This is a genomic window from Micrococcus sp. EWR3.9.1 (assembly GCF_052615555.1).
Genome location: NZ_JBQXFD010000011.1, coordinates 1 through 23,479 on the forward strand (window position 1 = coordinate 1; position 23,479 = coordinate 23,479).

A 23,479-nucleotide genomic window follows, 5' to 3' on the forward strand; every position below is an offset into this window, starting at 1 on the left:
TTCGATGACCGCGGCCTGGCTGGGCGTTGCCGGGTTCGTGGCGGCCTCTCGACGCACCGCGTCGCGGATCGCTTCGGGCACTCGCACGTTCAGGGCCACGGTCGGCGCCCCACGCCGCGCCAGGGGCGCATACCCACCGGCCGGGTCCGAGGTCGTTGCCGGTTCTGCGGGGATCACCGCTCCGGGAGCCGGGGTCTGGGGGGCCGGGGTGGGCTTGCGTCGCTGTGCTCGCAGACTCAGGTCGGGCTCAAGCTGCTTCTCGTTCATGCGGTGATCCTTTCGAAGATGAGGCCGGCCAGGTCGGCGTAGGCGGAGGCGACGGGTTCGCGCTTCTCATAGTGGCCCAGCCAGTCGCAGGCCAGACGTGCACCGGGGACGATGGAGCGGGCCGGCACCAGGGGGGTGAGCAGCAGCCCGGTCTCGCGCAGCTCCCAGCAGGGCCATGGACTGTTTGAACGCGGCCACGCTGCGGCAGGCTCCGTGCACCCCGACGCAGTCGTCCGAGGCGGGGCGGGCCGCATAGATCACCCGTCTGCGGCGGTGAACGCGTTGGGGGTCAACGGCCCGCCCTGACGGTCGGGGCAGTGGACGACGAGCTGTGGATGCCGCGAGCGAGACGAAGGGCGGGGGCTTCGCGTCTCCGCCTCTATCGTCGGGTCCCCGCGCCCTCCGGCCGACCCCATCCATGACGGCGCGGGGCTGCCGGCGTTCCGGACGGGCCCGGTTGACCGGCCTGCGATCACCCCACCGGCCCCGGGGACAGGGTCCACGTCGAGAGCAGCCGACCCAGCAGGCAGCCCCGCCCGGCCACCCTCAGTCCCGTGGCGTGACCGAGCGCAGCGCGAGCTCGGTGAGGACGGCCGCCTCGAGGGCCTCGCGTCCCTTGTCCTCTCGGGATCCGGGCAGGCCCGCCCGGTCGCGGGCCTGCTGCTCGGTGTCCACGGTGAGCACGCCGAAGCCCACGGGAACGCCGGTGCGCACCGAGACCTCCGTCACGCCCTGGGTCACGGACTGGCACACGTAGTCGAAGTGCGGGGTGTCCCCGCGCACCACGACGCCCAGGACCACGACGACGTCGAATCGCTCCGCCAGCCGCGCCGCGGCGACGGTGAGCTCGACGGTGCCGGGCACGCGCACGAGCACGGGTTCCAGGCCCAAATCCGCCGCGGCGGCCTGCGCCCCGGCGATCAGCCCGTCCATGATCTCCGTGTGCCACTGGGCGGCGACGATCGCCACGTTCAGGCCGCTCGCAGCGGCGGGGTCGGGGGTGAAGGTCGGGGCTCCGGCGCCGCTCATGGGGTGTCCTCCTGGTGGGTGGGGTGGGTCGGGTCGGTGGTCGGGTCATCGGCCGGCGTGGCGGGGCCGCCGGTGGCCGTCGGCGGTTCGAGCACGCGGTCCGCCAGGGCGTGGGCCATGCGGTCCCGCTTGGTGCGCAGGTAGACGACGTTGTGCTCGGTGACGGGCGTGGGGGCCGGGACACGCTCGACGACGTCGATGCCGGCCGCCCGCAGCCCCGCGACCTTCGCGGGGTTGTTGGTGACCAGGCGGATGCGCCGATGGCCGGCGGCCGTGAGGACGGCGGCGGCCCCGGCCCAGTCGCGCGCCTCGGCGGGCAGACCGAGGGCGAGGTTGGCCTCGACGGTGTCCATCCCCTCCTCCTGGAGCCGGTAGGCGCGGATCTTGTTGGCCAGGCCGATGCCGCGTCCTTCGTGGCCCCGGAGGTAGAGGACGGCGCCGCCCTCGGCCGCCGCGCGGGCCAGGGCGTCCTCGAGCTGGGGGCCGCAGTCGCAGCGCAGGGAGCCGAGCACGTCGCCGGTGAGGCACTCCGAGTGCACGCGGACGGTGAGGGGACGCTCCGGGTCGGTCTCCCCCGCCACGAGCAGCAGGTGCTCAGCCCCGGTCTCGGCGTCCACGTGCACGCTCACGCGGAACAGGCCGTGCCGGGTCGGCAGGGTGGCCTCGGCGGGGACGGCGGTCAGGGTCGGCGTCGTCTCCTCCAGGTGGGCCACGAGGTCCTCGATGGAGATGAGCACGAGGCCGTGCTCATCGGAGAACTCCCGCAGGGCGGGCAGGCGCATCATGGTGCCGTCGTCGTGGACGAGCTCGGCGATGGCGGCCACGGGCGCGACGCCGGCCAGGCGGCACAGCTCGACGCCGGCCTCGGTGTGGCCGCGGCGGGCCCGGACGCCGCCGGGGACGGCGCGCAGGGGGAACACGTGACCGGGCCGGGTCAGGTCACCGGGGGCGGCACCGGGGTCGGCGAGCACGCGGAGGGTGCGGGTGCGGTCGGCGGCGGAGATGCCGGTGGTGACGCCGGCGGCGGCGTCCACGCTCACGGTGTAGGCGGTCCCCTTGGGGTCCTCGTTGACGGTGGTCATGGGCGGCAGGGCCAGGCGGTCGGCCAGGCCGGCCGGCAGGGGCGCGCAGATGACGCCCGAGGTGTGGCGGACGGTGAAGGCGGTGACCTCGTCGGTGGCCAGGGCGGCCGCGTAGATCAGGTCGCCCTCGTTCTCGCGGTCGGCGTCGTCCACGACGACGACGGGCCGGCCGGCGGCGATCGCGGCGATCGCCGCGGGGACGGGGTCCAGACGGATGTGCTCGCTCACGGGCGGGCCTCCTCGGTGGGTGCGGCGGGGGCGGACGGGATGAGCGCGAGACGCTCGGCGTACCGGGCGAGCACGTCGGTCTCGAGGTTGACGCGGTCGCCCGGCCGCAGGGCGCCCAGGGTGGTGGCCTCGAGCGTGGCCGGGATGATGCCGACCTCGAACCAGTGCGCGGCCGCGCCCGGGTCGGAGACGGCGGTGACGGTGAGGGAGACGCCCTGCAGGGCGATGGCCCCCTGCGCGGGGACGTAACGCGCCAGGCGGGCGGGCAGGCCGATGCGCAGGGTGGTCCAGGCCCCGTGCGGGGTGACCGCGAGGACCTGGCCGGTCCCGTCCACGTGGCCCTGGACCACGTGCCCGTCCAGGTGGTCGGTGGGGCGCAGACAGCGCTCGAGGTTGACCCGGTCCCCCGGGGCGCGGTCGCCGAGGCTGGTCATCCGCAGCGTCTGGCCCATGAGGTCGGCACGGAACACGCCGGGGCGCCCCGTGGGCTCGTCGAGGGCCGTGAGGCACACGCCGTCGACGGCGAGCGAGCCGCCGGCGGGCAGCCCGTCGAGGGCGCCGCCGGCGTCGAGGGTCAGCAGGGCGGTGTCGGCGGCCGCGTCGTGCTCGAGGGCGACGACGGTGCCGAGATGGGTGACGATGCCGGTGAACACTCAGTCCTCCTGGAAACGGGTCGGGGCGGGGGCGGTGGGCAGGCGCGGGGCCGGCACGGGGCTCAGGTGGGTCCAGACGTCGTCCCCGAGGGCACGGACGGGGCCACCCTCCGCGGGGTCGGGGTGCCAGCGCAGTGCCTCGGACAGCGTGGCGACGTCCAGGCCGGCGACGGCGGCGCGGCCCGGGCCGAGCAGCAGGGGCGCGGTGTAGACCATGAGCTCGTCCACGAGGCCGGCGCGCAGCCACGCGCCGAGCACGCGGGGCCCGCCCTCGATGAGCACGTGCTCGGCACGGCGGCCGTGGGGCCAGGGCCCGGGATGGGCGGCGAGCGCGGCGAGGACGGCGTGCGGGTCGTGGTCGAGGACCTCCAGCACCACCGGGTGGGTGCGCAGGGCGGCGCCGTCGGGCACGGGCCGGTGACCCTGGACGACGGGCACGGGCTGGTGCGCGAGTTCGGCGCCGACGGCGTCACGGGCGGTGAGGCGGGGGTCGTCGGCCAGGACGGTCCCCGTGCCGACGACGATGGCGTCGACGCGGGAGCGCACCTCGTGGGCGTGGACGCGGGAGTCCGGGCCGGTGATCCACTGGCTCGTGCCGTCGGCGGCCGCGGCGTGGCCGTCGAGGGACTGAGCGAGGTGCCCGGTCACCCACGGACGGCCTGCGTCGCGGACCTCGCGCCAGCGGGCGGTGAGCGTGAGGGCGGCCGTCTCGCCGGTGGGGCCGGTGACGTGCACCCCGTGCGCGGCGAGGCGGGCCGCGCCGCCGCCGTCGTGACCGGTGGGGTCCGCGACGGCGTAGCGCAGTGCGCCGATCTCCGCGTCCAGGACGGCCTGGGAGCAGGGGCCGGTGCTGCCGGTGTGGTCGCAGGGCTCGAGGGTGACGTGCAGCGTCAGGCCGGCGGGGTCGAGGGCGGCCAGGGCCGGATCCGCGGCGCGGGCGGCCCGCCAGCGGGCGAGGGCGTCGACCTCGGCGTGGGCGGTCCCCCGTCCGCGGTGGTGGCCGACGGCCAGGACGCGGCCGGCCTCGTCGGTCAGGACGGCCCCGACGAGGGGGTTGGCGCCGCGCACACCGCGCAGCGCGGCGTGGACGGCGAGGTCCATGGGGTCGGCGGGCGGGGTCTCGGCGGCGCTCATCGGGCGACGTCCCCCTCGGGGCCGTCGGGCAGCAGCGTCTCCACGGCGGGCTTGTCCCGGTCTGTGGCGCGCAGCCACACGAAGAAGCCGATCAGGGTGAAGGCGCCGTAGAAGGCGTACATCACGGCCGAGGCGTAGTAGCCGGTGCTCCACAGCAGGGGCACGCCGACGACGTCCACGGCCACCCAGATCAGCCAGAACTCCACCCAGCCGCGCGCCATGCCGTAGGTCGCCAGCAGCGATCCCACGAACGTCCAGGCGTCCGCCCACACCGGCTCCCACGAACCCAGGGCGCGGAACACGGGGGTGAGGGCGACGGTGCCGACCGCCATGGCCGTCACGAGGAACACGCGCCCGCGCCAGCCGGCCCACTCCGGGGTGATGGCGGGAGCGTCCTCGGCGTGGCCCCGGCGGGCCTGACGCCAGCGCGCCCAGCCGTAGACGGAGACGGCGATGAACATGACCTGTCGGCCGGCCTGGCCGAGCAGGGTGGCGTGATCGGCCCCCGTGAACAGGGAGGCGAGGAAGACCGTCAGCAGGATGAGGTTGCCGAGGATGCCCACGGGCCAGGCCCAGACCCTGCGCGCCATGCCGCCCAGGGCGGAGGCGAGGCCGAAGACGTTGCCCAGCACCTCGCGCATGAGCAGGCCCCCGCCGGCGACCGGGATGGTCCAGTTGAAGGCGTCCACTAACCAGTCCATGACCGTGACGCCACCTCCTCGGATCGGGACTCCGAGGGGTGCGCTCCGCAGCCCTCCCGCGCAGGGCGCGGAACGGCTCCGCCGCGTGCCTCTCCCATCCCGACTGTACGGTCGGCACCGGAATTCCACCGGTCAGGCCGCCCGGCACCGCCTCGGATGAGGACGGGCCGCGCGGTTAGCGGGCTGTCACCGCCGGTGCGGACTTCCACCGCATCTCGGAGCACGTTGCTGTCCAGCAGTATCGCACGCCCGGCCGGCCGCGCATGCCGGACGTCACCGGGCGACGTCCGGCGCGGCGGCCGGGCGACCGCGTCGCCGGGCTCAGTGGCAGGCGCGGGCGGCGGCGGTGCGCAGGCCGACGAGCGCGGCGTCGGGGTCCTCGGCGCCGAACACCGCGGAGCCGGCCACGAACACGTCGGCCCCGGCCTCGGCCGCGCGTTCGATGGTCTCCCGGTTCACGCCGCCGTCGACCTGGAGGGCCAGCGGGGCGGGCCCGCCGTCGAGGGCGCGGCGGGCCCGGCGGATCTTCGGCAGCACGACGTCGAGGAACGCCTGCCCCCCGAAGCCGGGCTCCACGGTCATCAGCAGGAGCATGTCCAGCTCCGGGAGCATGTCCAGGTAGGGCTCGACCGCGGTCGTCGGCCGCAGCGCCATGCCGGCCTTCGCTCCGGCCGCGCGCAGCTCGCGGGCCAGTCGGACGGGCGCCGCCGACGCCTCGGCGTGGAAGGTCACGGACTCGGCCCCCGCCTCCGCGTAGCCGGGCGCCCAGCGGTCGGCGTCCTCGATCATCAGGTGGAGGTCCAGCGGCAGGTCCGTGGCGCGTCGGATCGCCTCGACCACGGGCAGGCCGAGGGTGAGGTTCGGGACGAAGTGGTTGTCCATGACGTCCACGTGCACCGCGTCTGCGCTGGGGATGCGGGCCAGCTCGTCGGCGAGGCGGGCGAAGTCCGCGGACAGGATCGAGGGGTGCAGGCGCGGGGCGCGGGCGGTCATGGGCGGGTCCTCTCGGTCAGGCGCCGGGGGCGCGCAGCAGGGCCAGGAACATGGCGTCGGTGCCGTGCCGGTGCGGCCAGAGCTGGGCCGTGCGGGCGACCACATCGGCCGGCTCCGGCGCGCCGGCGGGTTCGGCCTCGTCCAGGCGCAGGTCGTCGAGCGCGACGGTGTCGAGGGCGGTGCGGGCGTCGAGCAGCTCCAGCTCGGGGTGGCGGCGCACGAGGTCCTGGACCTGGACGACGGTCTCCGCGACGTGCGGGGAGCAAGTGACATAGGCGAGCACGCCGCCGGGGGCGAGGACGGAGACCGCCGCGTCGAGCAGCTCGGCCTGCAGGCCGGTGAGCTCGGCGAGGTCGGCCGGGGTGCGGCGCCAGCGCGACTCGGGTCGGCGGCGCAGCGCACCGAGGCCGGTGCAGGGGGCGTCCACGAGGACGCGGTCGAACGCCGGGGCCGCCTCGGGGGCGTCGGCGATCGTGCGGCCGTCCCCGGCCCGGACGGTCCAGGCTCCGGCGGGCACGGCGGCGAGTGCCTGCCGGACGAGGTCGGCGCGGTGCGGGGCGACCTCGTTGGCCACGAGCGTCGCACCCCGCTCGGCGGCGAGGGCGGCCAGCAGGGCCGCCTTGCCGCCGGGGCCGGCGCACAGGTCGAGCCAGCGCTCGGCCCGCCCCTCGGCCGCGGGGACGGGTGCCTGGGCCAGGGCGCGGGCGGTGAGCTGGGAGCCGGCGTCCTGGACGCGGAGCACGCCCTCGCGCACCCCGGGCAGACGGCCGGCGTCGCCGCCGGAGTGCAGGGCGGAGTCCGGGGCCAGCGGCCCGGGTTCGGCGCCGTCGTCGAGGGCCGCGGCGAGCGCCTCGGCCCCACCGGCCACGGGCAGGGCGACGAGGTTGACCACGGGCGGGGCGTTGTCCGCCTCGAGCAGGGCGGCCAGCTCGGCGTCGCGGTCGGCGATGTGGCGGGTGCCGCGGTGAGCGGCCAGGGCCTGGCGCAGCGCGCGGACGATCCACACGGGGTGCGAGGTGCGGACGGCCAGGGCGGCGTCGCCGCCGTCGGCGGGGGCGACGTCGGCCAGCCACTCCTCGAGGGGGCGTTCGGCGACCCGACGCAGCACCGCGTTCACAAACCCGGAGGCGCCGGCCCCGATCTCGGCGCGCACGAGGGAGACGGTGGCGTCGAGGGCGGCGTGGGCGGGCACGCGCATGCCCAGCAGCTGGTGGGCGCCGAGCCGCAGGGCGTCGAGCACGGGTGGGTCGATCTGCTCGAGCGGGCGGTCCACGCAGCGGGTCAGGATCGCGTCGTACAGGCCGAGCCCGCGCAGGGTGCCGTAGGCGAGTTCGGTGGCGAAGCCGGCGTCGCGCCGGTCGAGGCGGGCCTGGCGGATGCGCGCCGGGAGGACCAGGTTCGCGTACGCGTCCTCGGCGTGGACGGAGCGGACCACCCCGAACGCGACGCGGCGCGCCGGGTCGGCGGTGCGGGAGCGCTGCGACGGCGCCTGCGCCGAGTACTTCCGTCCGGCGCCGGAGCGACCCCGGTTGCGGGTGCGCCCCTGCGCGTCGCGGCGGTCCTGGGGGTCCGGCCGGGGTGCGCGGCCGCGTTCCCCGCGGGCCCCTCGCTCGCCCCGGCCCTGTCCTGCCTGTCCTTCGCGGCTCATGCGCGTGCCTCCTCGTCCTGTTCCGTGGCGTTCCGCACGGCCTGGCGTGCCGCGGCCCGGGCGGCGGCGTCCCGGCGGGCCTGTTCTTCGTGGTGGGCGAGCGCCTCCCCGGCCAGCAGCGCGGCCCCGGCGGCGGCGCCGCGCGCCCAGTCGGCGGCCGGCATCAGCTTCCTGCCCGCCGGCTGGACTCGGGAGAGCCGGACGGCCCCGCCGGCGGTGCGCAGCCAGGCGGCCTTCGCGGCCACCAGGATCTGCCCGGGAGCCGCGGCGTCGAGTACGGAGGGCCAGCCGTCGTCGCCGGCGCGGACCGGGGCGACGCCGTCGAGCTTGAAACGGGCCGGGGCGGCGCCGTCGTCCGCGGTCAGCCAGCCCCAGGCGCCGGGCTCGGGGGTGACGCCGTTGATCCGGGCGGCCACCTCGGCCGCCGGGCGGGCGGGGTCCACCAGGCCGTCTGCGGCCGTGAGCTTCGGTGCGTGGGTGGGTTCGCCGCGCTGGGGCGTGGCCGTCGCGGTGCCGTCCGCCAGGCGGTCGAGCACGTCGATCACGAGCGGGCCGCCGCGCTCGGCGAGGTCGGTGAGCACGGTCCCGGCGGTCTCGTCGGCCGCGACGGGGCGGGTGAGTCGGGCGAAGACGGGTCCGGTGTCCAGGCCCTCTTCGAGCTGGAACACGTCGGCGGCGATCTCGGTCTCCCCTGCCATCACGGCGCGCTGGACGGGGGCGGCGCCGCGGTAGGCCGGCAGCGCGGAGAAGTGCAGGTTGAGCCAGCCGTGGCGGGGGGTCTGCAGGGCCTCGGCGGGCACGAGCGCCCCGTAGGCGACGACGACGGCCACGTCCGCCTCGAGCGCCCGGATCGCCTGGAGGGCATCGGCGCCCTCGGGTCCGCGGAGTCGGTCGGCCTTGAGCACGGGCAGGCGGGCCTCCTCGGCCACGACCGCGACCGGCGACGGGGTCAGCACCCGCCGGCGCCCGACCGGGGCGTCCGGCCGGGTGAGCACGCCGACGACCTCGTGGGGTGAGTCGAGCAGGGCGCGCAGCACGGGCACGGCGGTCTCGGGCGTGCCGGCGTAGAGCACGCGCAGGGGCGTCGGGGCGGTCATCGGGCGGCTCCTGTTCCGGCGGCGGGGGCGGCGGGGGCGCCGAAGACCGAGCTGACGGCGGCCGCGCGCGCGGCCCCGATGCGGCGAGCGGCGCGGTCCACCTCGCCGGCGCGCATGCGGCGGCGGGCCTCACGGCGTTCCTCGCCGTCGAGGCGGTCGACGTAGAGGATCCCGTCGAGGTGGTCGGTCTCGTGCTGGAGGCAGCGGGCGAGCAGGCCGGTCCCCCGGTGCTCCACCGGGTTCCCGTCCACGTCGGTGCCGCGGACGACGGCCTCCGCGGCGCGCGCCGGGTGGTAGCGCAGCCCGGGCACGGACAGACACCCCTCGCCCGGCTCCCGCAGCGCCTGCCCGGCGGTCTCGAGCACGGGATTGACCACATGCCCGGCGACGCCGGCAACGTCGAACACGAAGACCCGCAGGCCCACGCCCACCTGGGGCGCGGCCAGGCCCACGCCCCCGACGGCGTGCATCGTCTCGATCATGTCCGCCATCAGGGCGCGCACGTCCGCCCCCGCGGGCACGGGCGACGCGGCGGTGCGCAGGACGGGGTCGGGGACGGTGCGGACGGGCAGGACGGTCACGCCGTCACCCTATCGCCGCCCTCGGCGGCGGACGCCGGGCGCGACGACGACCCGTCGGGCGCCGCGTCCGGGGCGGCGTGGGAGCCGCCGCCGAACGCCGCGGCGCGCACGGCCTGCAGGCCGGTGGCCGCCGACGCCGGGACCGACGGCGGAGGCGGGCCGATGAGGCGGAGCGCGGGGCCGGCGTCGTCCACGGCCTGCGCGTGCTTCCAGACCTGGCGCAGGGCCCAGAACTTGTGCCAGTGGCGGGGCAGCACGCCAGGGTTGGCCTGGTGCACGGCGACCTCGGTCTCCCCCAGGGCGACGCCGAGCAGCATCTCGGCCTGGCCGTGTCGCCACTCCTCCCAGGTGCCGGCCTCGGGGTCCACGAGGGACTCCTCCGCCTTCAGGCCGGCGGTCAGCTGCATGACCACCTTGGGGTCGAGCGCCTTGACCCGTCCGTCCCGCCCCGTGCCCTTCGTCTTGTAGTCGATCAGACACAGCCGGCCGCCGATCCGGGCGACGAGGTCCAGGGTGCCCGCGTAGCCCACCGTGTGGTTCCAGACGGTGATCTCGGCCGCGATCGGCCGGACGTCGTAGAGGTCCCACCACTCGTCGAAGCGGTCCGCGTAGGCACCCTCACCGTGCTCGATCAGGCGCGCGCGGGCCTCCGCCATGGTGTGGGGACGGCCGAGGGCGCGCTGGGCGACCTGCTCGGCATAGTCGTGCACGCGGTCCCCGCGCTCGGCCGCGGCGTCCCGGTAGCGGGCCGCGGCGTCGGCGGACTGCCGGGCCACCTGTTTCAGGCGGGCAGCGGAGCCCACGGATTCCGCCAGGCGCGGATCCTGGGTCACGGACTGGGCCGCCATCCACCCGACCCAGCCGTCCAGGTCCGTCTTCTCCATGCCGATCACGGTGGTGATGGACGGGACCTCGGGCAGGCCCGAGAGGGAGCGCGCGTACATGCGTCCGTGGGGGGTCTGATGCGCGAGGCGTGGCTGGGTCATGGTCAGCCATTCTGGCAGGGTCCGCGGACCCCCGACGGGGTGGCCCGACACGCCTGCCGACGCCGATTTTGCATCCGGGCGGAGATGGCCTAGAGTTCTTTCTCGTTGGAAAACGCAGGTGAGCGGCTCGGACGAGCGGATCCCGGCGGCACCGACACGCGGATGTAGCTCAGTTGGCTAGAGCGCCACCTTGCCAAGGTGGAGGTCGCGAGTTCGAATCTCGTCATCCGCTCGCTCAACCTTCACCCCTGGTCGGGTGGCCGAGAGGCGAGGCAGCGGCCTGCAAAGCCGTATACGCGGGTTCGAATCCCGTCCCGACCTCGCAGGCTTCTCCGACCGGGAGTGGCGGCATGTTCACCACCTCCTCGGAGGTGGACGAGCGCGATTGGCGCAGCGGTAGCGCGCTTCCCTGACACGGAAGAGGTCACTGGTTCGAACCCAGTATCGCGCACGGAGACGATCCGTGAGGATCGACTCAGGCGGATGTAGCTCAGTTGGCTAGAGCGCCACCTTGCCAAGGTGGAGGTCGCGAGTTCGAATCTCGTCATCCGCTCCACACACGAAGGGCCCCTCCTGGCGGAGGGGCCCTTCGTCGTTCCGGGGCGTGCGGTCGGCCTCGTGCTCGGAGCACGGACGCCGACCGTCGGACGGGATCAGAGCCGCGGGCCGTCCACCCGCCAGTAGCCGCTGAACATGATCGCGCGCTTCGGTGCGATGCCGCGGCGGACGATCACCCGCCGCGCCGCCGTCGCGAGCGACTGCTCGCCGCACGCCCACACGTGGTCGCGGGGCGCGGCGGGGAGGTCCTCGAGGTGCGGCGTGAGCAGGGCGCCCGGCACGGCGTCTCCGCGGTGCAGGACCGTGAGCGTGGCGCCCTCCGGGACCTCGAGGGCGGGGACGTGGTCACGGCCGGGCACCTCCAGGACGACGTCCATCCGGCCCCCGCGCGGCGTGCGACGCTGCGCGGCGAGGGCGGCGGCGATGCTCGGGACTGCGGTCTCGTCCCCCACCACGAGGTGCGACTCCCCCGCCGCCGGCAGACGATAGGCGCCCGTCCCGGTGCGGAAGCCGGCGACGTCGCCCGGACGTGCGGTGCGCGCCCACGTGCCGGCGGGGCCCGCATGGTCGTGCACGACGACGTCGACGTCGATCTCACCGACGGAGGGCCGGTGCTCGGCGACCGTGTACCACCGCAGATCCGGCCGCACGTCCTCGGGGATCCGCCCGACCGCTCGCCGCGCATTGAGCGCCGCGGGATCGGGCATCACGAGCGCCCGCCCCGGGGGCGGGGTGAGCAGCCCGAAGTACTCGTCGCAGCCCTGCGGGGTGAACGTGCGGAACTCCTCCGCGGCGAACGTGAGACGACGCAGCCGGGGGGCGAGCAGCCACGTGGCGCGGACCGTCATGGTCCACTGCGGATACTCGTCGCGGTCAACGGGCATCGCCTGGCCGAGGGCCGCGAGCCCGCGGTAGGCCTTCATCTGCAGGGCCTCGACACGCGAGGGACGGGCGGCAGGCGGGGGGAGGACGGAGGAGCTCGTCATCCGGTCAGCATAGGTGAGCCTCACCTTTGCTGGAGTCCTCCCTTTGAATACGTCACGTCATTGTTGCGTATTTGCTTTCTTAGGTAAGGCTTCCCTACTGTGCGGGACGTCCGTGGCGCACGCCGCCCGGAGCCGACGACCCCCTCACGGAAGGCCCTCCCATGCTCCCTCGCCTGTTCGGACTCGGCGATCCCGCCGCCTACCTCGACGCCACCGGCAGGGCGGCCCGGGTGGCCGTCGACACCGCCTACGACCGCGCGGGGGTCCACCCGGACACCCCGTCGACGCACCTGGCCGACGCCGTCGGCGCCGTCGACTTCTCGCAGCCGACGGGCAGCCTCGACGACGCCCTCGCCGAGGTCGCGGAGCTCTACGCCCACCAGACCACCGCCTACCACCACCCGCGCTATGCCGCTCACCTCAACTGCCCGGTTCTGCTCTCCAGCACCGCAGCGGACACCGTGCTCGGGGCGCTCAACACGGCGGTCGAGTCCTGGGACCAGGCCCGCTCCGCGGCGCTCATGGAGCAGCGGCTCCTGGCCGAGGTCGGACGCTGGTGCGGGTTCGCCGCGGGCGACGGCGTCTTCACCTCCGGAGGGTCGGCCTCCAACCTGCAGGCCATGACGCTGGCCCGCGGCCGCGCCGTGCAGCGTCTCACCGGCCACGCCGGGCTCGCCGACCTGCCCGCCGAGGTGCTCGGCTCGCTGCGCGTCTTCGTCAGCGCGGCCACGCACTACAGCATCGCCAAGGCAGCCGGCCTGCTCGGGCTGGGCCGCCACGCCGTGGTCGTCGTCCCCACCGACGCCGCCGGGCGCCTGGACCCCGGGGCCCTGGCCGCGGCGGTCGAGCGTGAGGTGGCCGCCGGTGCCGTGCCGATGGCCGTCGTCGCGACGCTGGGGACCACCGACCGCGGCGCCATCGACCGGCTGCCGGCCATCGCCGACGTCGCCGAACGCCACGGGATGTGGGTCCATGCGGACGCGGCCGTGGGCGGGATCCTCGCCGCGAGCGCGGCGACGCGCCACGAGCTGCCGGCACTGCACCGTGCGGACTCGGTGACGATGGACTTCCACAAGACGTTCTACGTGGGGCTGGCCTGCAGCGCGCTGGTGGTGCGGGATGCCGAGAGCCTGCGCCATGTGACGGTGCACGCGGATTACCTGAACCCGGAGGACAGCGTCCATCCGAACTTGGCGGATCGGTCGCTGCAGACGAGCCGCCGGTTCGATTCGCTCAAGCTGTGGCTGACGCTGCGTGAGCATGGGGCCGAGGCGGTGGCGTCCCTGTTCGCGGGGGCGCGCGAGCGCACGCGGCAGGCGTGCGGGATCCTGCGGGCCCGGCCGATGTTCGCGGTGCTGGAGGATCCGACGCTGGTGACGGTGCTGTTCCGGGTGCGGGCCGAGGGACTGTCGGAGGAGGAGTGCACGGCGGTGCAGGCGGCGATGCACCGGGAGCTGGTGGCCGGCGGGCGCGCGCTGATCGCGACGACGGTGGTGGACGGGGTGCCCCATCTGAAGTTCACGATCCTGAACCCCGCGGTCACCTCGGGCGAGCTGGAGGCGCTGGTCGACGTCGTGGAGGAGGCGGCGCTGCGGCACGCCGACGCGGTGCGGGCCGGCCGTCACCGGAGGCGCGGGGCGGGGCGGAACCGTCCGCATGCCCCGTCGGCCTCCGTGTCCTGCACGCTTCCCTCGTCGGCGGGACCCCGTCCGTCCGCGGCGCGCGTGGTTGAGCACGGAGAGCAGGTGTGCGCATGAGCCCGGCGTCCACGTCCCCCCGCCGCGTGCTCGCGATCGGGCTGGGCCCGTTCGACCTGAGCCTGGCCGCGCTGGCCCACCCGCTGCCCGACGTCGAGGTGGAGGTGGTGGAGAGCCGCGACGCGTTCGTGTGGCACCCGGGCATGATGCTGCCGGGCGCGCAGATCCAGGTGCCGTTCCTCGCTGACCTGGTGACGTTCGCGGACCCGACCTCCCCGTACTCGTTCCTGGCGTATCTCAAGGCGATGGGCCAGCTTCACCGCTTCTACATCCGGGGTTCCTGGTACCCGCTGCGGCGGGAGTTCTCGGACTACTGCGCGTGGGTGGCAGCCCAGCTGCCCGGCATCGCCTACGGGACCACGGTGACGGCGGTGCGGTGGGACGAGCAGGCGGACGAGTTCGTGGTGGAGGCGGCCTCCGCGGCCGGGACCAGCACGCACCGGGCCGACCACGTGGTGGTGGGCACGGGCACGGTGCCATCCCTGCCCGCGCCGCTCGCGCGCGTTGCGGAGGAGGCGGTCCGGGTCGGCGCGTCCCCCGTGGTGCACACGGGCGAGTACATGGGCCGTCGCGAGGACATCGTTGAGGCCGGGTCGGTCCTGGTGGTGGGCAGCGGTCAGTCGGCGGCGGAGTGCGCCCTGGACCTGCTGAACGCGGGCCACCCGGACCTCACGTGGGTCACGCGCTCACCCCGGTTCTTCGGCATGGAGGTCGGCCAGCTGACGCTCGAGCTGACCTCGCTGGACTATGAGCGGCACTTCGCCACTCTGCCCCGGGCGCGGCGGGATGAGATCAACGCGTCCCACCGGTCCCTGTACAAGGGGATCAGCGAGCACACGATCGAGGACGTCTACCACGCGCTGTACGAACGCCAGGTGGGTCCGCTGGACCCGGCCCGGCTGTGGCCGGGCACGTCGGTGGCGGACGCCCGCCTGGTCGCGGGCCAGGGCGCGCCCCGGGTGGAGGTCACCCTGCGCGATGAGGAGACCGGGGTGACCGCGCGGCACGTGGTGGACCGCGTCGTCGCGGGCACGGGCTACCGCCACCCGGACCATCCGTTCCTGGAGCCGGTGCGGCACCTGCTGCGCGTGGAGGACGGTCGGACGACGGCGAACGCGGACCACGCGATCGACGTGAGCGGCCGCCGGATCTTCGTGCACAACACCGCCGAACAGCCCCTGGGGCTCACCGGCCCGGACCTGGGCATGGCGGCGGAGCACAGCGGCCGCATCCTCAGCACGATCGCCGGCCGCGAGGTCTACGCGCAGGCCGAGTCGATCGCGTTCCAGGACTTCGGTGCCGTCGCGGCGGGCGTCCGGTGAGCGCCGTGACGCCGCCGCAGACCACCGTGGACGGTGCGGCCGCGAGCGCGGCCCGTCGTGTGGAGCTCCGTCCCGTGGGCGCGCAGGACCATCCGCTGCTGCACCGGTGGGTGACGTCCCCGCACGCCGTGTACTGGGAGATGACGGAGGCGGGCCTGGCCGACGTCGTGGCCGAGTACGAGGCGATCGCCGCGCACCCGCACCACCACGCGCACGTTGGGCTCGTGGACGGGACCGCGACCTTCCTGGTGGAGGTCTACGACCCGGCCCACTCGGAGCTGGCCGGACGGTATGCGGGCGCGCCCGGCGACATCGGCCTGCACGTGCTCGTCGCCCCGACGGACACCCCGGTGCCCGGGACCACGGACCTGGTGATGGCCGCGGTGGTGCGCTGGTGCCTGGCCCAGCCGGGGGCGCGGCGCGTCGTCGTCGAGCCGGACGAGCGCAACGCCGCCATCCGGGCGAAGAACCTGGCCGCCGGGTTCACGGAGCTCGGTCCCGTGGCGCTGGGATCCAAGACGGCGATGCTCTCGATCGCCACGCCCGAGTCCTTCACTGCCAGCCGGATCGGCGTCCTCGCCGCCGGGCTGGACCTCACCCTCCCCGAGCCCCCGCTCCTCCTCACCCCCGACAGGCAGGTGTCCGCATGACCCCCGTCCCCCCGTCCTCCCCGTCCCGCCTGGACGCGCTGACGGCGCCGACCGCCCGGCACGCCCACCGGCTGCTCGTCGCCAAGGCGATCCGCGAGTTCACCCATGAGCGGCTCCTGACGCCGGTGCGCGGCGAGCGGGTCGACGACGCCGGCCGCCACGCCTACACGCTCACCCTGGGCGGGGTGCGGTGGACGTTCACCGCGCGTGCCCTCCCGCTCGAGCACCTCGGCGTGGATCCGGACTCGGTGTGCCGTGCCGGGGATCCGGACGCGGTGGCCGTCGACCGCTTCGTCCTCGACGCGGCCGAGGTGCTCGGGCTGGCCGGCGAGGCGCTGGACGTCTATCTCGAGGAGCTCGCCTCCACCTTCGCCGCCCGGTGCCACACCCTGGCCGGCGAGCGCCCGTCCGCCGCCGACCTGGTGGACGCGGACTACACGGCGGTGGAGGCCGCCATGAGCGAGGGACACCCGGGCTTCGTGGCCACCAACGGCCGCATCGGCTGGGGGGCCACGGAGTACGCGATGTTCGCCCCCGAGGGCGGGCGGGCGCTGCACCCGGTGTGGCTCGCGTTCCCCTCCGAGCTCGGGGGACGGTGGACCTGGCCCAAGACCGCGAGCGCGGGCGCCGCCGTGCCGGCGCCGCCCCCGCCGATCACCGAGGCGGTGGCGGGCCTGTGGGCGGAGCGGGCGGCGGCGCTCGACGTCGATCCGGAGGCGTACACGCTGATCCCGGTGCACCCGTGGCAGTGGGAGCACCGGATCCAGGTGGCGTTCGCCCCCGACCTCGCCGCGGGGCGGCTGGTGCACGTGGGCGAAGACCCGGACGCGTTCACGGCCATGCAGGCGGTGCGCACCCTGTTCAACGCGAGCGACCCGCACGCCCCGCAGCTGAAGACGGCGTTGTCCGTGCAGAACATGGGGTTCGTGCGCGGCCTCTCCCCCGCGTACATGTCCGTCACCCCGGCGATCAACGCGGTGGTGGCCGACCTCGTGGACTCCGACCCCCTGCTCGCGAGGTGGGGCTTCGGGGTGCTGCGGGAGTACGCCTCGGCCGGGTACACCGGGGACGCCTTCCATGCCGTGGGCTCGAAGGGTCCTCACACGAAGATGCTCGCCGCCCTGTGGCGGGAGAGTCCGCTGCCGCGCCTGGCGGAGGGCGAGCGGGTCATGACCATGGCGGCGCTGCTGCACCGGGACGGCGGGGGCCGCTCCGTGGCGGGGGCGCTCGTGGAGCGCTCGGGGCTGACGGCGGCGCAGTGGCTGCACGGGGTGGTGACGGCCTACGTGACCCCGCTGGTGCATCTGGCCGCCGCCTACTCGACCGTGTTCATGCCCCACGGGGAGAACATCGTGCTCCGCCTGCGGGAGGGACGGGTCACCGGCGCCTTCCTCAAGGACATCGGGGAGGAGGTGGTGGTCGGCGCGGACGGCGTCCCGCTCACGGAGCAGACCCGGCGCATCCGCATCGACCTCACCGACGAGGACCTCTCCCTCTCCTTCTTCACGGACATGCTGGACGGCGTGCTGCGCCATCTGGCCGACGTGATGGACGCGGACGCCCTGCTGCCGGCGGAGGAGTTCTACGCCGTGGTGGGGCGGGTCCTCGCCGAGTACACGGCCCTGGGGCTCGCGGATGTGGAGCGCCTCGGCCTGGACGCGGAGGACTTCGCGCACTCGTGCCTGAACCGGCTGCAGCTGCGGAACGCCACGCAGATGGTGGACCTGACGGACCCGTCGGGCTCGCTGCTCTACGCCGGTCGCCTGGCCAACCCGGTGTCCGCGCCGCTGCGCCGCGCGCTGGCGGAGCTCCGGCAGGACGCCGCGGCATGAGCGCGGACGCGTGGACCGGGACGGCGACGGGTGACGTGGCGGGCCGTTGCCACCGGGACGCGCACGGCGTGCCGACGCTCGTGGCCGCGTCCCTGCCCGAGCTGGCCTACCTCCAGGGGTGGCACGTGGCGACGGAGCGGGCCTGGCAGGTCGACTGCGAGCACCGCCGGGTCACCGGCATGGGCGCCGAGGTGTTCGGCCCGCCGGCGGTGGCGAACGACGTCGCCGCCCGGCAGATGGACCTGGACGGCGCGGCCCGCCGGGCGTTCGACGCCCTCGACGACGCGGAGGACCGGGCCTGGTTCACCCGGTTCGCCGACGGCGTGAACGCGGGGCTGGACGCCGGGGCCCGGCGCGCGCCCGAGTTCGCCGCCCACGGGGTGAAGCCGCTGCCGTTCGACCCGCACACGGCGCTCGCCCTGCACCTGGGCTACAACGTCTGGCTGACCAACGCGCCGGCCGCCCTGTTCCGCACCCTGCTGGCCGAGCGCTTCCCCGCGCTCGCCGCGGCGCTGATCTCGCCGCGCCCCGACGCGGACGGCTCGAACGCCTGGGCGGTGCGCGTCGGCGCCGAGGGCGCTCCGCTCGTGGCCGCCGACCCGCACCGGCTGCTCGAGCTGCCCGGCGTCTACCAGCAGGTGCGCCTCGTGGTGGAGGCCGAGCGTCCCCGGGACCGCGTCGACGTCGTCGGCCTGGCCTTCCCCGGTGTGCCGGGCGTCCCGCATGTGGGGCAGTCCGAGCACGTCGCGTGGGTGACGACCTCGGCGATGGTGTCCTCGCTCGAGATGGTCCTCAGGACGCCCCCGAGGGGCCGGAGGTCCTCGACGCCCGGACCGAGCGGGTGCACGTGCGCGGCGGCGACCCCGTGGACGTGCGGGTGGCCCACACCCCGCGCGGGCGGCTCGTGGACGTGCCCGGCGCCGGCCCGGTGAGCATGCGGTTCCCCGCCTGGGACCGCGCCGACACCGGCCTGCCGAGCGCGCGCCGGCTGCTCACGGCCGCGAGCGCCGCGGAGGCCTGCGCGGTGCTGGACGGGCACGTCGAGCCGGTCAATCGCGTGATCGTCGCGGACCGGCGGACGGTGCTCACCCGGCACGCCGGGGCCGTGCGGCGCCGGGATCGACGCTCGGCCTGGGGTGCGGCGCGGGCCTCCGCGCTGGGCCGGGGCTCCGCCGACGGGTCCCTCGATCAGCGCTGGGTGCGCTGGCCCGCGCCGGCCGCGGCGGACGACGTCGTGGTGGCGGCCAACGAGCCCCACCCGGACACCGCCTGCCTCACCGTGGACGCGTGCGCGCCGTGGCGGTCCCGCCGCATCCGGGAAGCCCTCGAGGCGCTGGCACCGCAGGAGCGGACCGTGGACGCGATGGCCGCCCTGCAGACGGACACCCGGACCCCGGGCGCGCCGCGGGCCTGGCTCGCCGACGCCGTCGACGCGCTCGTCGCGGACGGCGTGCTGGCCGCGGAGTCCGTCCCGGCGTGGGCCGGCGACGCCGCCGCCGGATCGGCCGCGGCCCGCTGGTGGCTCCTCGTGGAGCACGAGGTGGCCGCCGCCCTGATCGCGCACCTGCCGCCCGCCTCGCGGGCCCTGCTCGGCGGCCCGTGGGCACCGTGGGGCGACGCCGCCGCATGGGTCGGCGCGGCGCTCGCCGAGCGCGGGCCGGAGCCGCTGCGCGCGGCCCTGGGGATCACAGCGTCGACGAGGGACCTCGTGCGGGCCGCCGTCGCCGCCGTCGACGACGCCGCCGAGCCGCCGGGCCCCGACGGCGCGGCCCGGACCTGGGGCGAGGCGCATGCCCTGACCCCGTTCCTGTTCACGCACGAGCATCCCGGCGGGCCGGACGAGCCGGGGCTCGCCGACGTGCTCGACACGATCGGGTCCGTCCGGGTGGGCGGCACCGCGGACGCGGTCTGCGCCACCTCGCACGCCCCCGGCCTGGCCGTCGGCACCCACCGCGGGCCGGTGGCCCGGGTCGTGTTCGACCTCGGCGACCGCACCCGCAGCCGGTGGGTCGTCCCGTTCGGCGCCTCCGGTCTCGGAGGCGGGCACGTGACGGATCAGCTGGACGCGTGGGCCGCCGGCCGCCTGCTGCCCGTGCCGTCCCGTCCCGTCCCCCCGTCCGCCGGCAGCGGCGTCGCACCCGCCCGCTCCGTCCCCGGCGGGGCCCCTCCGGGACGCATCGTGGCCGAGGTCGGCGTCGGGGCATTGGGCCTGACCATGACGCGCGTCCGCCCGGCCCTGGACGCCCCGCTGATCCACGCACTCGTCACGGAGCCGCGGGCGGAGTTCTACGGGATGCGCGGGCACAGCGTGCAGGACGTCGAGGAGGTCTACGACTTCCTCGAGTTCCAGCCCACCCACGCGAACCACCTCGTGTGGCACGGCGGGACCCTCGTGGCCCTCGTGCAGACCTACGACCCTCGCGCGGAGGAGGTCGGCGGCGCCTACGAGGTGCGGGACGGGGACCTCGGATTCCATTTCATCACCGCCCCCGGCGGCCTGCAGGGGCGCGCCCGCGCCACGGCCTACCGGAGCATTGTGGACTGGTTGGGCGCACGCCCCGGCACGCGTCGGCTCGTGATCGAGCCGGACGTCCGCAACACGCGGGCCGTGAAGACCGCCCGGGCTCTGGGCTTCACGGTGGACCGGGAGGTCGAGCTGCCGGGCAAGCGGGCGGCGCTGTGCTTCCGCGACGTGCGCTGACCCGGCCCCGCACACGGCGACGCCGCGCACCCGCCTCGGGTGCGCGCCGTCATCCTGCCGGTCAGGGGCGGTGGCTCACTTGTGCTCGGCCACGCCCGTCTGTCCCTCCCGGACCAGGGCGGTCATGCGGGAGACCGTGCGGAAGTACTTCTTCATGTAGCCGCCGTGCATCATCTCCTGCGTGAACAGGGCGTCGAAAGGCACACCGGAGGCGAGGACGGGCACGTCCTTGTCGTACAGGCGATCCGCGAACACCACGAAGCGCAGGGCCGTGGCCTGCTCCGTGATGGTGTGCACGTCGTGGAGGGCGAGCACGTCCACGTCCTTGACGAGCTCGCGGTAGCGGGAGGGATGCACGCGGGAGAGCATCGCGGTGAGGTCCGCGAAGTCGTCCACGGCGAGCACGCCCGCGTCGGGGAAGTTCTCCTGGGCGGTGGCCTCGACGGCGGCGTCGTCCAGCGGCGACGGGGCGGCGGAGAGGCCGCGGTGGCGGTAGTCCTCGCCGTCCACGCGGATGACCTCGAACTGGTCGGCCAGGACCTGGATCTCGCGCTTGAAGTCCTGCGCCGCGAAGCGCCCCTCGCCGAGCGAGCCCGGCAGGGTGTTGGAGGTCGCCACCAGGCGCACGCCGGCGTCGGCCAGCTCGCGCATGAGGCGGGACATCAGCACGGTGTCCCCCGGGTCGTCGAGCTCGAACTCGTCGATGCACACGAGGGTGTACTCCTTGAGCTCGTCCACCGCCTTGCGGAAGGACAGGGCGCCCACGAGGTTGGTGTACTCCACGAACGTGCCGAACGCCTTGGGTCCGGGGGCCGCGTGCCACGTCGAGGCCAGCAGGTGGGTCTTGCCGACGCCGAAGCCGCCGTCGAGGTAGATGCCGGCCGGCCCCGCCGCCCGCTTCTTCCCGCCGAACAGGCCGCCGAGGAACCCGCCGCCCGAGCCGCCCCGGCCGAGGTCTGCCGCGAACCGGCGCAGCCGCTCCACGGCCTGTGCCTGCGAGGGGTGCGCGGGGTCCGGGATGTAGGTGTCGAAGGACACCGTGCCGAAGCGGTACGACGGGTGGAAGCCGGCCAGCAGCTGGTCCGGGGTGACCTGCGGCGAACGGTCGGCGAGGTGGACGATCTGAGCCACGGGACACTCCCAGGGTCGACGACGGGGATTCCGGGCCATGCTATCGGGCCGCGGACCCGACCCATGTGACCTCGCGTGTCCCGGACTGAGGGGCCCCTACCCTCTTACGTGACACCGATGTGCCGTAATCTGGCGTGCAGGGCACGGACACGGAACCCGCCGTCGTCGTGCCGCCCGCCCCGGGCCCGTGCGGGCCCGCCCGACGCGAAGGAAGGCAGTGCCATGACCGATACCGCCGCGAAGTTCTCCGAGTACGCCCACCCCGAGAAGCTGGTGTCCACGCAGTGGGTCGCCGACCATGTCGGCGACGAGGACGTCGTGGTCCTCGAGTCCAACGAGGACGCTCTCCTCTACTCCACCGGCCACATTCCCGGCGCCCAGCGCGTCGACTGGCACACCGAGCTCAACGACCCCGTCACCCGCGACTTCGTCGGCCCCGAGGCCTTCGCCGAGTTCGCCGCCTCCAAGGGGATCTCCCGGGACACCACCGTGGTGTTCTACGGCGACAAGTCCAACTGGTGGGCCGCCTACGCCCTGTGGGTGTTCACCCTCTACGGCCATGAGGACCTGCGCCTGATGGACGGCGGCCGTGACAAGTGGATCGCGGAGGGACGCGAGACCACCCGCGAGGTCCCGACCGTGGCCCGCGCCGAGTACCCGGTGATCGAGCGCGACGACCACACCGAGCGCGCCGCCCGCGAGGACGTCCTCCAGGCCATCGGGACCACCCCGCTGATCGACGTCCGCTCCCGTCCCGAGTACACGGGCGAGACCACGCACATGGCCGGCTACCCGCAGGAGGGCACCCTGCGCGGCGGCCACATCCCCACGGCGGCGTCCGTGCCGTGGGCGTCCGCGGCCAACGAGGACGGCACCTTCAAGTCCCGTGCCGAGCTGGAGCAGGTCTACCGCACCGACGCCGGGCTGCAGGAGGGCGACGACGTGATCGCCTACTGCCGCATCGGCGAGCGGTCCTCCCACACCTGGTTCGTGCTCAAGTACCTGCTCGGCCACGAGGACGTCCGCAACTACGACGGCTCCTGGACCGAGTGGGGCAACGCCGTGCGCCTGCCGATCGCCGTCGGCGAAGAGCCGGGCGAGGCCCCCGCGCGCTGAGCCCCGGCACGGCGTGGATCACTAGACTGGGACACCATGACCGAGAACCACGCCGTGCCCGCCGCCCTGGCCGAGATCATCGACGACTTCGCCGGGGTGCCCGATCCCGAGAAGCTCGAGCTGCTGCTGGAGTTCTCGGACGAGCTGCCGGCGCTGCCGGAGCGCTACGACGGCCACGAGGCCGAGATGGAACAGGTCGTGGAGTGTCAGACCCCGCTGTTCCTCGCCGTCGAGCTCGAGGGTGAGCCCGGCCCGCAGGCCCCGGTCCACCTCTTCATCACCGCTCCCCCGGAGGCGCCCACCACGCGCGGCTTCGCCTCCGTGCTCACCCAGGGCCTGGACGGGCTGAGCGCCCTCGAGGTCCTCGACGTGCCCGAGGACATCCCCACCCGCCTCGGTCTGGCCAAGGCCCTCACCCCCCTGCGGCTGCGCGGCATGTCCGCCATGCTCGGCCGCATCAAGCGCAACGTGCGCGAGCAGGCCGGGATCGCCTGAGTCCGCCGTGGGCCAGCGCAAGAAGGATCGCGGCGCCCGGCACGGGGCGGCCACGCCGGCCGTCGCCGCCCTCGAGGCCGCCGGGGTCCCGTACCGGCTGCACACCTTCGACGTGGCCCTCGACGCCGGCGGCGAGCGGTTCGGCGTCCAGGTCGCCCGGGCGCTCAGCGTGCCCGCCGACCGACTGTTCAAGACGCTGATGGTGGCGGACCCCGACGGTGCGCTCGCGGCGTGCGTGGTGCCCGTGTCCGGTCAGCTGGACCTGCGGGCCGCCGCCGCGGTGCTGGGCGTCAAGCGGCTCGCCCTGGCCGATCTGGCCGTCGTCGAACGCCGGACCGGCTACGTGCGGGGCGGCGTCTCGCCCCTGGGCCAGCGCCGGCCCCACCCCGTCGTCCTGGACTCCTCCGCTCTCGACGCGGAGCTCATGTACGTCTCCGGCGGGCAACGCGGCCTGGATGTGGAGATCGCGCCCGCCGACCTCGTGCAGGTGACGGGCGCCGTCGTCGCGGAGATCGCGGCGGGCTGACGGGCG

Annotated in this window: 23 protein-coding genes, 4 tRNA genes and 1 riboswitch; of the genes, 13 read left to right on the forward strand and 14 right to left on the reverse strand. The window is 75.2% G+C overall.

Annotation, left to right across the window (positions count from 1 at the left end; translation table 11 throughout):
- The 12 genes from ACUJ8O_RS07930 to ACUJ8O_RS07985 form a co-directional block, all read right to left on the reverse strand.
- On the reverse strand, positions 1-267 hold a 267-nt coding region (locus ACUJ8O_RS07930; RefSeq protein ID WP_445373293.1), incomplete at its 3' end, for a hypothetical protein.
- Complete coding sequence (locus tag ACUJ8O_RS07935) at positions 264-395, reverse strand: hypothetical protein (protein WP_020624531.1); 132 nt, start codon at positions 393-395, stop codon at positions 264-266. The genes ACUJ8O_RS07930 and ACUJ8O_RS07935, both read right to left, overlap by 4 nt.
- 418 nt (positions 396-813) lie before the next feature.
- Positions 814-1,296, reverse strand: coding sequence for a 6,7-dimethyl-8-ribityllumazine synthase (gene ribH / locus ACUJ8O_RS07940; RefSeq protein ID WP_020624532.1), 483 nt, complete (start codon positions 1,294-1,296; stop codon positions 814-816).
- Positions 1,293-2,606, reverse strand: coding sequence for a bifunctional 3,4-dihydroxy-2-butanone-4-phosphate synthase/GTP cyclohydrolase II (locus tag ACUJ8O_RS07945; RefSeq protein WP_020624533.1), 1,314 nt, complete (start codon positions 2,604-2,606; stop codon positions 1,293-1,295). Before ACUJ8O_RS07945 ends, ribH begins: the two co-directional genes overlap by 4 nt.
- Complete coding sequence (locus tag ACUJ8O_RS07950) at positions 2,603-3,259, reverse strand: riboflavin synthase (RefSeq protein WP_036341523.1); 657 nt, start codon at positions 3,257-3,259, stop codon at positions 2,603-2,605. The genes ACUJ8O_RS07945 and ACUJ8O_RS07950 overlap by 4 nt, the downstream gene beginning before the upstream one ends.
- A complete protein-coding gene (gene ribD / locus ACUJ8O_RS07955) occupies positions 3,260-4,393 on the reverse strand; it encodes a bifunctional diaminohydroxyphosphoribosylaminopyrimidine deaminase/5-amino-6-(5-phosphoribosylamino)uracil reductase RibD (protein WP_041102755.1) in 1,134 nt (377 codons plus the stop codon). It lies immediately after the preceding gene.
- Entirely contained in the window at positions 4,390-5,094 is a 705-nt protein-coding gene (gene pnuC, locus ACUJ8O_RS07960; RefSeq protein ID WP_004167571.1) for a nicotinamide riboside transporter PnuC, read from the reverse strand. The genes ribD and pnuC overlap by 4 nt, the downstream gene beginning before the upstream one ends.
- An 82-nt stretch (positions 5,095-5,176) precedes the next feature.
- Positions 5,177-5,321: riboswitch (FMN riboswitch) on the reverse strand.
- Positions 5,322-5,415: 94 nt separating this feature from the next.
- Positions 5,416-6,087, reverse strand: a complete 672-nt coding sequence (rpe, locus tag ACUJ8O_RS07965) for a ribulose-phosphate 3-epimerase (RefSeq protein WP_036340795.1) — start codon at positions 6,085-6,087, stop codon at positions 5,416-5,418.
- A gap of 16 nt (positions 6,088-6,103) precedes the next feature.
- Positions 6,104-7,735, reverse strand: coding sequence for an RsmB/NOP family class I SAM-dependent RNA methyltransferase (locus ACUJ8O_RS07970; RefSeq protein WP_445373294.1), 1,632 nt, complete (start codon positions 7,733-7,735; stop codon positions 6,104-6,106).
- On the reverse strand, positions 7,732-8,832 hold the full coding sequence (locus ACUJ8O_RS07975; RefSeq protein WP_445373295.1) for a methionyl-tRNA formyltransferase: 1,101 nt from the start codon (positions 8,830-8,832) through the stop codon (positions 7,732-7,734). Before ACUJ8O_RS07975 ends, ACUJ8O_RS07970 begins: the two co-directional genes overlap by 4 nt.
- A complete protein-coding gene (def, locus tag ACUJ8O_RS07980; RefSeq protein WP_073115354.1) occupies positions 8,829-9,413 on the reverse strand; it encodes a peptide deformylase in 585 nt (194 codons plus the stop codon). The genes ACUJ8O_RS07975 and def overlap by 4 nt, the downstream gene beginning before the upstream one ends.
- A complete protein-coding gene (locus ACUJ8O_RS07985; protein ID WP_073115356.1) occupies positions 9,410-10,399 on the reverse strand; it encodes a cytochrome in 990 nt (329 codons plus the stop codon). The genes def and ACUJ8O_RS07985 overlap by 4 nt, the downstream gene beginning before the upstream one ends.
- 158 nt (positions 10,400-10,557) lie before the next feature.
- On the opposite strand from ACUJ8O_RS07985, the gene ACUJ8O_RS07990 reads away from it, so the two are divergent.
- The 4 genes from ACUJ8O_RS07990 (at position 10,558) to ACUJ8O_RS08005 (ending at position 10,955) form a co-directional block, all read left to right on the forward strand.
- Positions 10,558-10,631 (forward strand) — tRNA-Gly (locus tag ACUJ8O_RS07990).
- Between the two features lie 18 nt (positions 10,632-10,649).
- A tRNA-Cys gene (locus tag ACUJ8O_RS07995) sits at positions 10,650-10,720 on the forward strand.
- A 58-nt stretch (positions 10,721-10,778) separates the two neighbouring features.
- Positions 10,779-10,850 (forward strand) — tRNA-Val (locus tag ACUJ8O_RS08000).
- 28 nt (positions 10,851-10,878) lie between these two features.
- A tRNA-Gly gene (locus ACUJ8O_RS08005) sits at positions 10,879-10,955 on the forward strand.
- A 97-nt stretch (positions 10,956-11,052) separates the two neighbouring features.
- Here ACUJ8O_RS08005 and ACUJ8O_RS08010 read toward each other — a convergent pair.
- A complete protein-coding gene (locus ACUJ8O_RS08010) occupies positions 11,053-11,943 on the reverse strand; it encodes a siderophore-interacting protein (protein WP_049147987.1) in 891 nt (296 codons plus the stop codon).
- A 161-nt stretch (positions 11,944-12,104) separates the two neighbouring features.
- On the opposite strand from ACUJ8O_RS08010, the gene ACUJ8O_RS08015 reads away from it, so the two are divergent.
- The 6 genes from ACUJ8O_RS08015 to ACUJ8O_RS08040 are packed head-to-tail and all read left to right on the forward strand — an operon-like array spanning position 12,105 to position 20,205.
- A complete protein-coding gene (locus ACUJ8O_RS08015) occupies positions 12,105-13,700 on the forward strand; it encodes a pyridoxal phosphate-dependent decarboxylase family protein (protein WP_051995184.1) in 1,596 nt (531 codons plus the stop codon).
- Positions 13,697-15,022 carry a lysine N(6)-hydroxylase/L-ornithine N(5)-oxygenase family protein gene (locus ACUJ8O_RS08020; RefSeq protein WP_073115358.1) on the forward strand — a complete coding sequence of 442 codons (1,326 nt, stop codon included), beginning with the start codon at positions 13,697-13,699 and terminating at the stop codon, positions 15,020-15,022. Before ACUJ8O_RS08015 ends, ACUJ8O_RS08020 begins: the two co-directional genes overlap by 4 nt.
- Positions 15,023-15,027: 5 nt before the next feature.
- Positions 15,028-15,672: a GNAT family N-acetyltransferase gene (locus ACUJ8O_RS08025; RefSeq protein WP_227717895.1), complete on the forward strand. Its 645-nt coding sequence runs from the start codon at positions 15,028-15,030 to the stop codon at positions 15,670-15,672.
- Positions 15,669-17,504 carry an IucA/IucC family protein gene (locus tag ACUJ8O_RS08030; protein WP_052520015.1) on the forward strand — a complete coding sequence of 612 codons (1,836 nt, stop codon included), beginning with the start codon at positions 15,669-15,671 and terminating at the stop codon, positions 17,502-17,504. The genes ACUJ8O_RS08025 and ACUJ8O_RS08030 overlap by 4 nt, the downstream gene beginning before the upstream one ends.
- Positions 17,501-18,436, forward strand: a complete 936-nt coding sequence (locus tag ACUJ8O_RS08035) for a penicillin acylase family protein (protein WP_445373296.1) — start codon at positions 17,501-17,503, stop codon at positions 18,434-18,436. Before ACUJ8O_RS08030 ends, ACUJ8O_RS08035 begins: the two co-directional genes overlap by 4 nt.
- Positions 18,370-20,205: a GNAT family N-acetyltransferase gene (locus ACUJ8O_RS08040; RefSeq protein WP_445373304.1), complete on the forward strand. Its 1,836-nt coding sequence runs from the start codon at positions 18,370-18,372 to the stop codon at positions 20,203-20,205. Before ACUJ8O_RS08035 ends, ACUJ8O_RS08040 begins: the two co-directional genes overlap by 67 nt.
- Positions 20,206-20,280: 75 nt before the next feature.
- Here the strand turns inward: ACUJ8O_RS08040 and zapE are convergent, their stop codons facing one another.
- Positions 20,281-21,336, reverse strand: coding sequence for a cell division protein ZapE (zapE, locus tag ACUJ8O_RS08045; RefSeq protein WP_036340820.1), 1,056 nt, complete (start codon positions 21,334-21,336; stop codon positions 20,281-20,283).
- A gap of 222 nt (positions 21,337-21,558) precedes the next feature.
- Here zapE and ACUJ8O_RS08050 point away from each other — a divergent pair, with 222 nt between their 5' ends.
- Genes ACUJ8O_RS08050 through ACUJ8O_RS08060 form a run of 3 tightly spaced genes read left to right on the forward strand, consistent with a single transcriptional unit; the run spans position 21,559 to position 23,473 of the window.
- The gene (locus ACUJ8O_RS08050) at positions 21,559-22,452 is read left to right on the forward strand and encodes a sulfurtransferase (protein WP_036340817.1); all 894 of its coding nucleotides are present in this window, start codon (positions 21,559-21,561) and stop codon (positions 22,450-22,452) included.
- A 36-nt stretch (positions 22,453-22,488) separates the two neighbouring features.
- Positions 22,489-22,947, forward strand: a complete 459-nt coding sequence (locus ACUJ8O_RS08055; RefSeq protein ID WP_036340815.1) for a SufE family protein — start codon at positions 22,489-22,491, stop codon at positions 22,945-22,947.
- A gap of 7 nt (positions 22,948-22,954) precedes the next feature.
- On the forward strand, positions 22,955-23,473 hold the full coding sequence (locus ACUJ8O_RS08060) for an aminoacyl-tRNA deacylase (protein WP_010078782.1): 519 nt from the start codon (positions 22,955-22,957) through the stop codon (positions 23,471-23,473).
- The last annotated feature ends 6 nt before the right edge of the window (positions 23,474-23,479 follow it).

What these genes read in the sequence shown, in the direction of transcription:
- ribH (WP_020624532.1), bottom strand. Translation starts at nt 1,296, where the DNA reads ATGAGCGGCGCCGGAGCCCCGACCTTCACCCCCGACCCCGCCGCTGCG.
- ribD (WP_041102755.1), bottom strand. Translation starts at nt 4,393, where the DNA reads ATGAGCGCCGCCGAGACCCCGCCCGCCGACCCCATGGACCTCGCCGTC.
- pnuC (WP_004167571.1), bottom strand. Translation starts at nt 5,094, where the DNA reads ATGGACTGGTTAGTGGACGCCTTCAACTGGACCATCCCGGTCGCCGGC.
- rpe (WP_036340795.1), bottom strand. Translation starts at nt 6,087, where the DNA reads ATGACCGCCCGCGCCCCGCGCCTGCACCCCTCGATCCTGTCCGCGGAC.
- ACUJ8O_RS07970 (WP_445373294.1), bottom strand. Translation starts at nt 7,735, where the DNA reads ATGAGCCGCGAAGGACAGGCAGGACAGGGCCGGGGCGAGCGAGGGGCC.
- ACUJ8O_RS07975 (WP_445373295.1), bottom strand. Translation starts at nt 8,832, where the DNA reads ATGACCGCCCCGACGCCCCTGCGCGTGCTCTACGCCGGCACGCCCGAG.
- ACUJ8O_RS07985 (WP_073115356.1), bottom strand. Translation starts at nt 10,399, where the DNA reads ATGACCCAGCCACGCCTCGCGCATCAGACCCCCCACGGACGCATGTAC.
- ACUJ8O_RS08010 (WP_049147987.1), bottom strand. Translation starts at nt 11,943, where the DNA reads ATGACGAGCTCCTCCGTCCTCCCCCCGCCTGCCGCCCGTCCCTCGCGT.
- ACUJ8O_RS08015 (WP_051995184.1), top strand. Translation starts at nt 12,105, where the DNA reads ATGCTCCCTCGCCTGTTCGGACTCGGCGATCCCGCCGCCTACCTCGAC.
- ACUJ8O_RS08020 (WP_073115358.1), top strand. Translation starts at nt 13,697, where the DNA reads ATGAGCCCGGCGTCCACGTCCCCCCGCCGCGTGCTCGCGATCGGGCTG.
- ACUJ8O_RS08030 (WP_052520015.1), top strand. Translation starts at nt 15,669, where the DNA reads ATGACCCCCGTCCCCCCGTCCTCCCCGTCCCGCCTGGACGCGCTGACG.
- ACUJ8O_RS08035 (WP_445373296.1), top strand. Translation starts at nt 17,501, where the DNA reads ATGAGCGCGGACGCGTGGACCGGGACGGCGACGGGTGACGTGGCGGGC.
- ACUJ8O_RS08050 (WP_036340817.1), top strand. Translation starts at nt 21,559, where the DNA reads ATGACCGATACCGCCGCGAAGTTCTCCGAGTACGCCCACCCCGAGAAG.
- ACUJ8O_RS08055 (WP_036340815.1), top strand. Translation starts at nt 22,489, where the DNA reads ATGACCGAGAACCACGCCGTGCCCGCCGCCCTGGCCGAGATCATCGAC.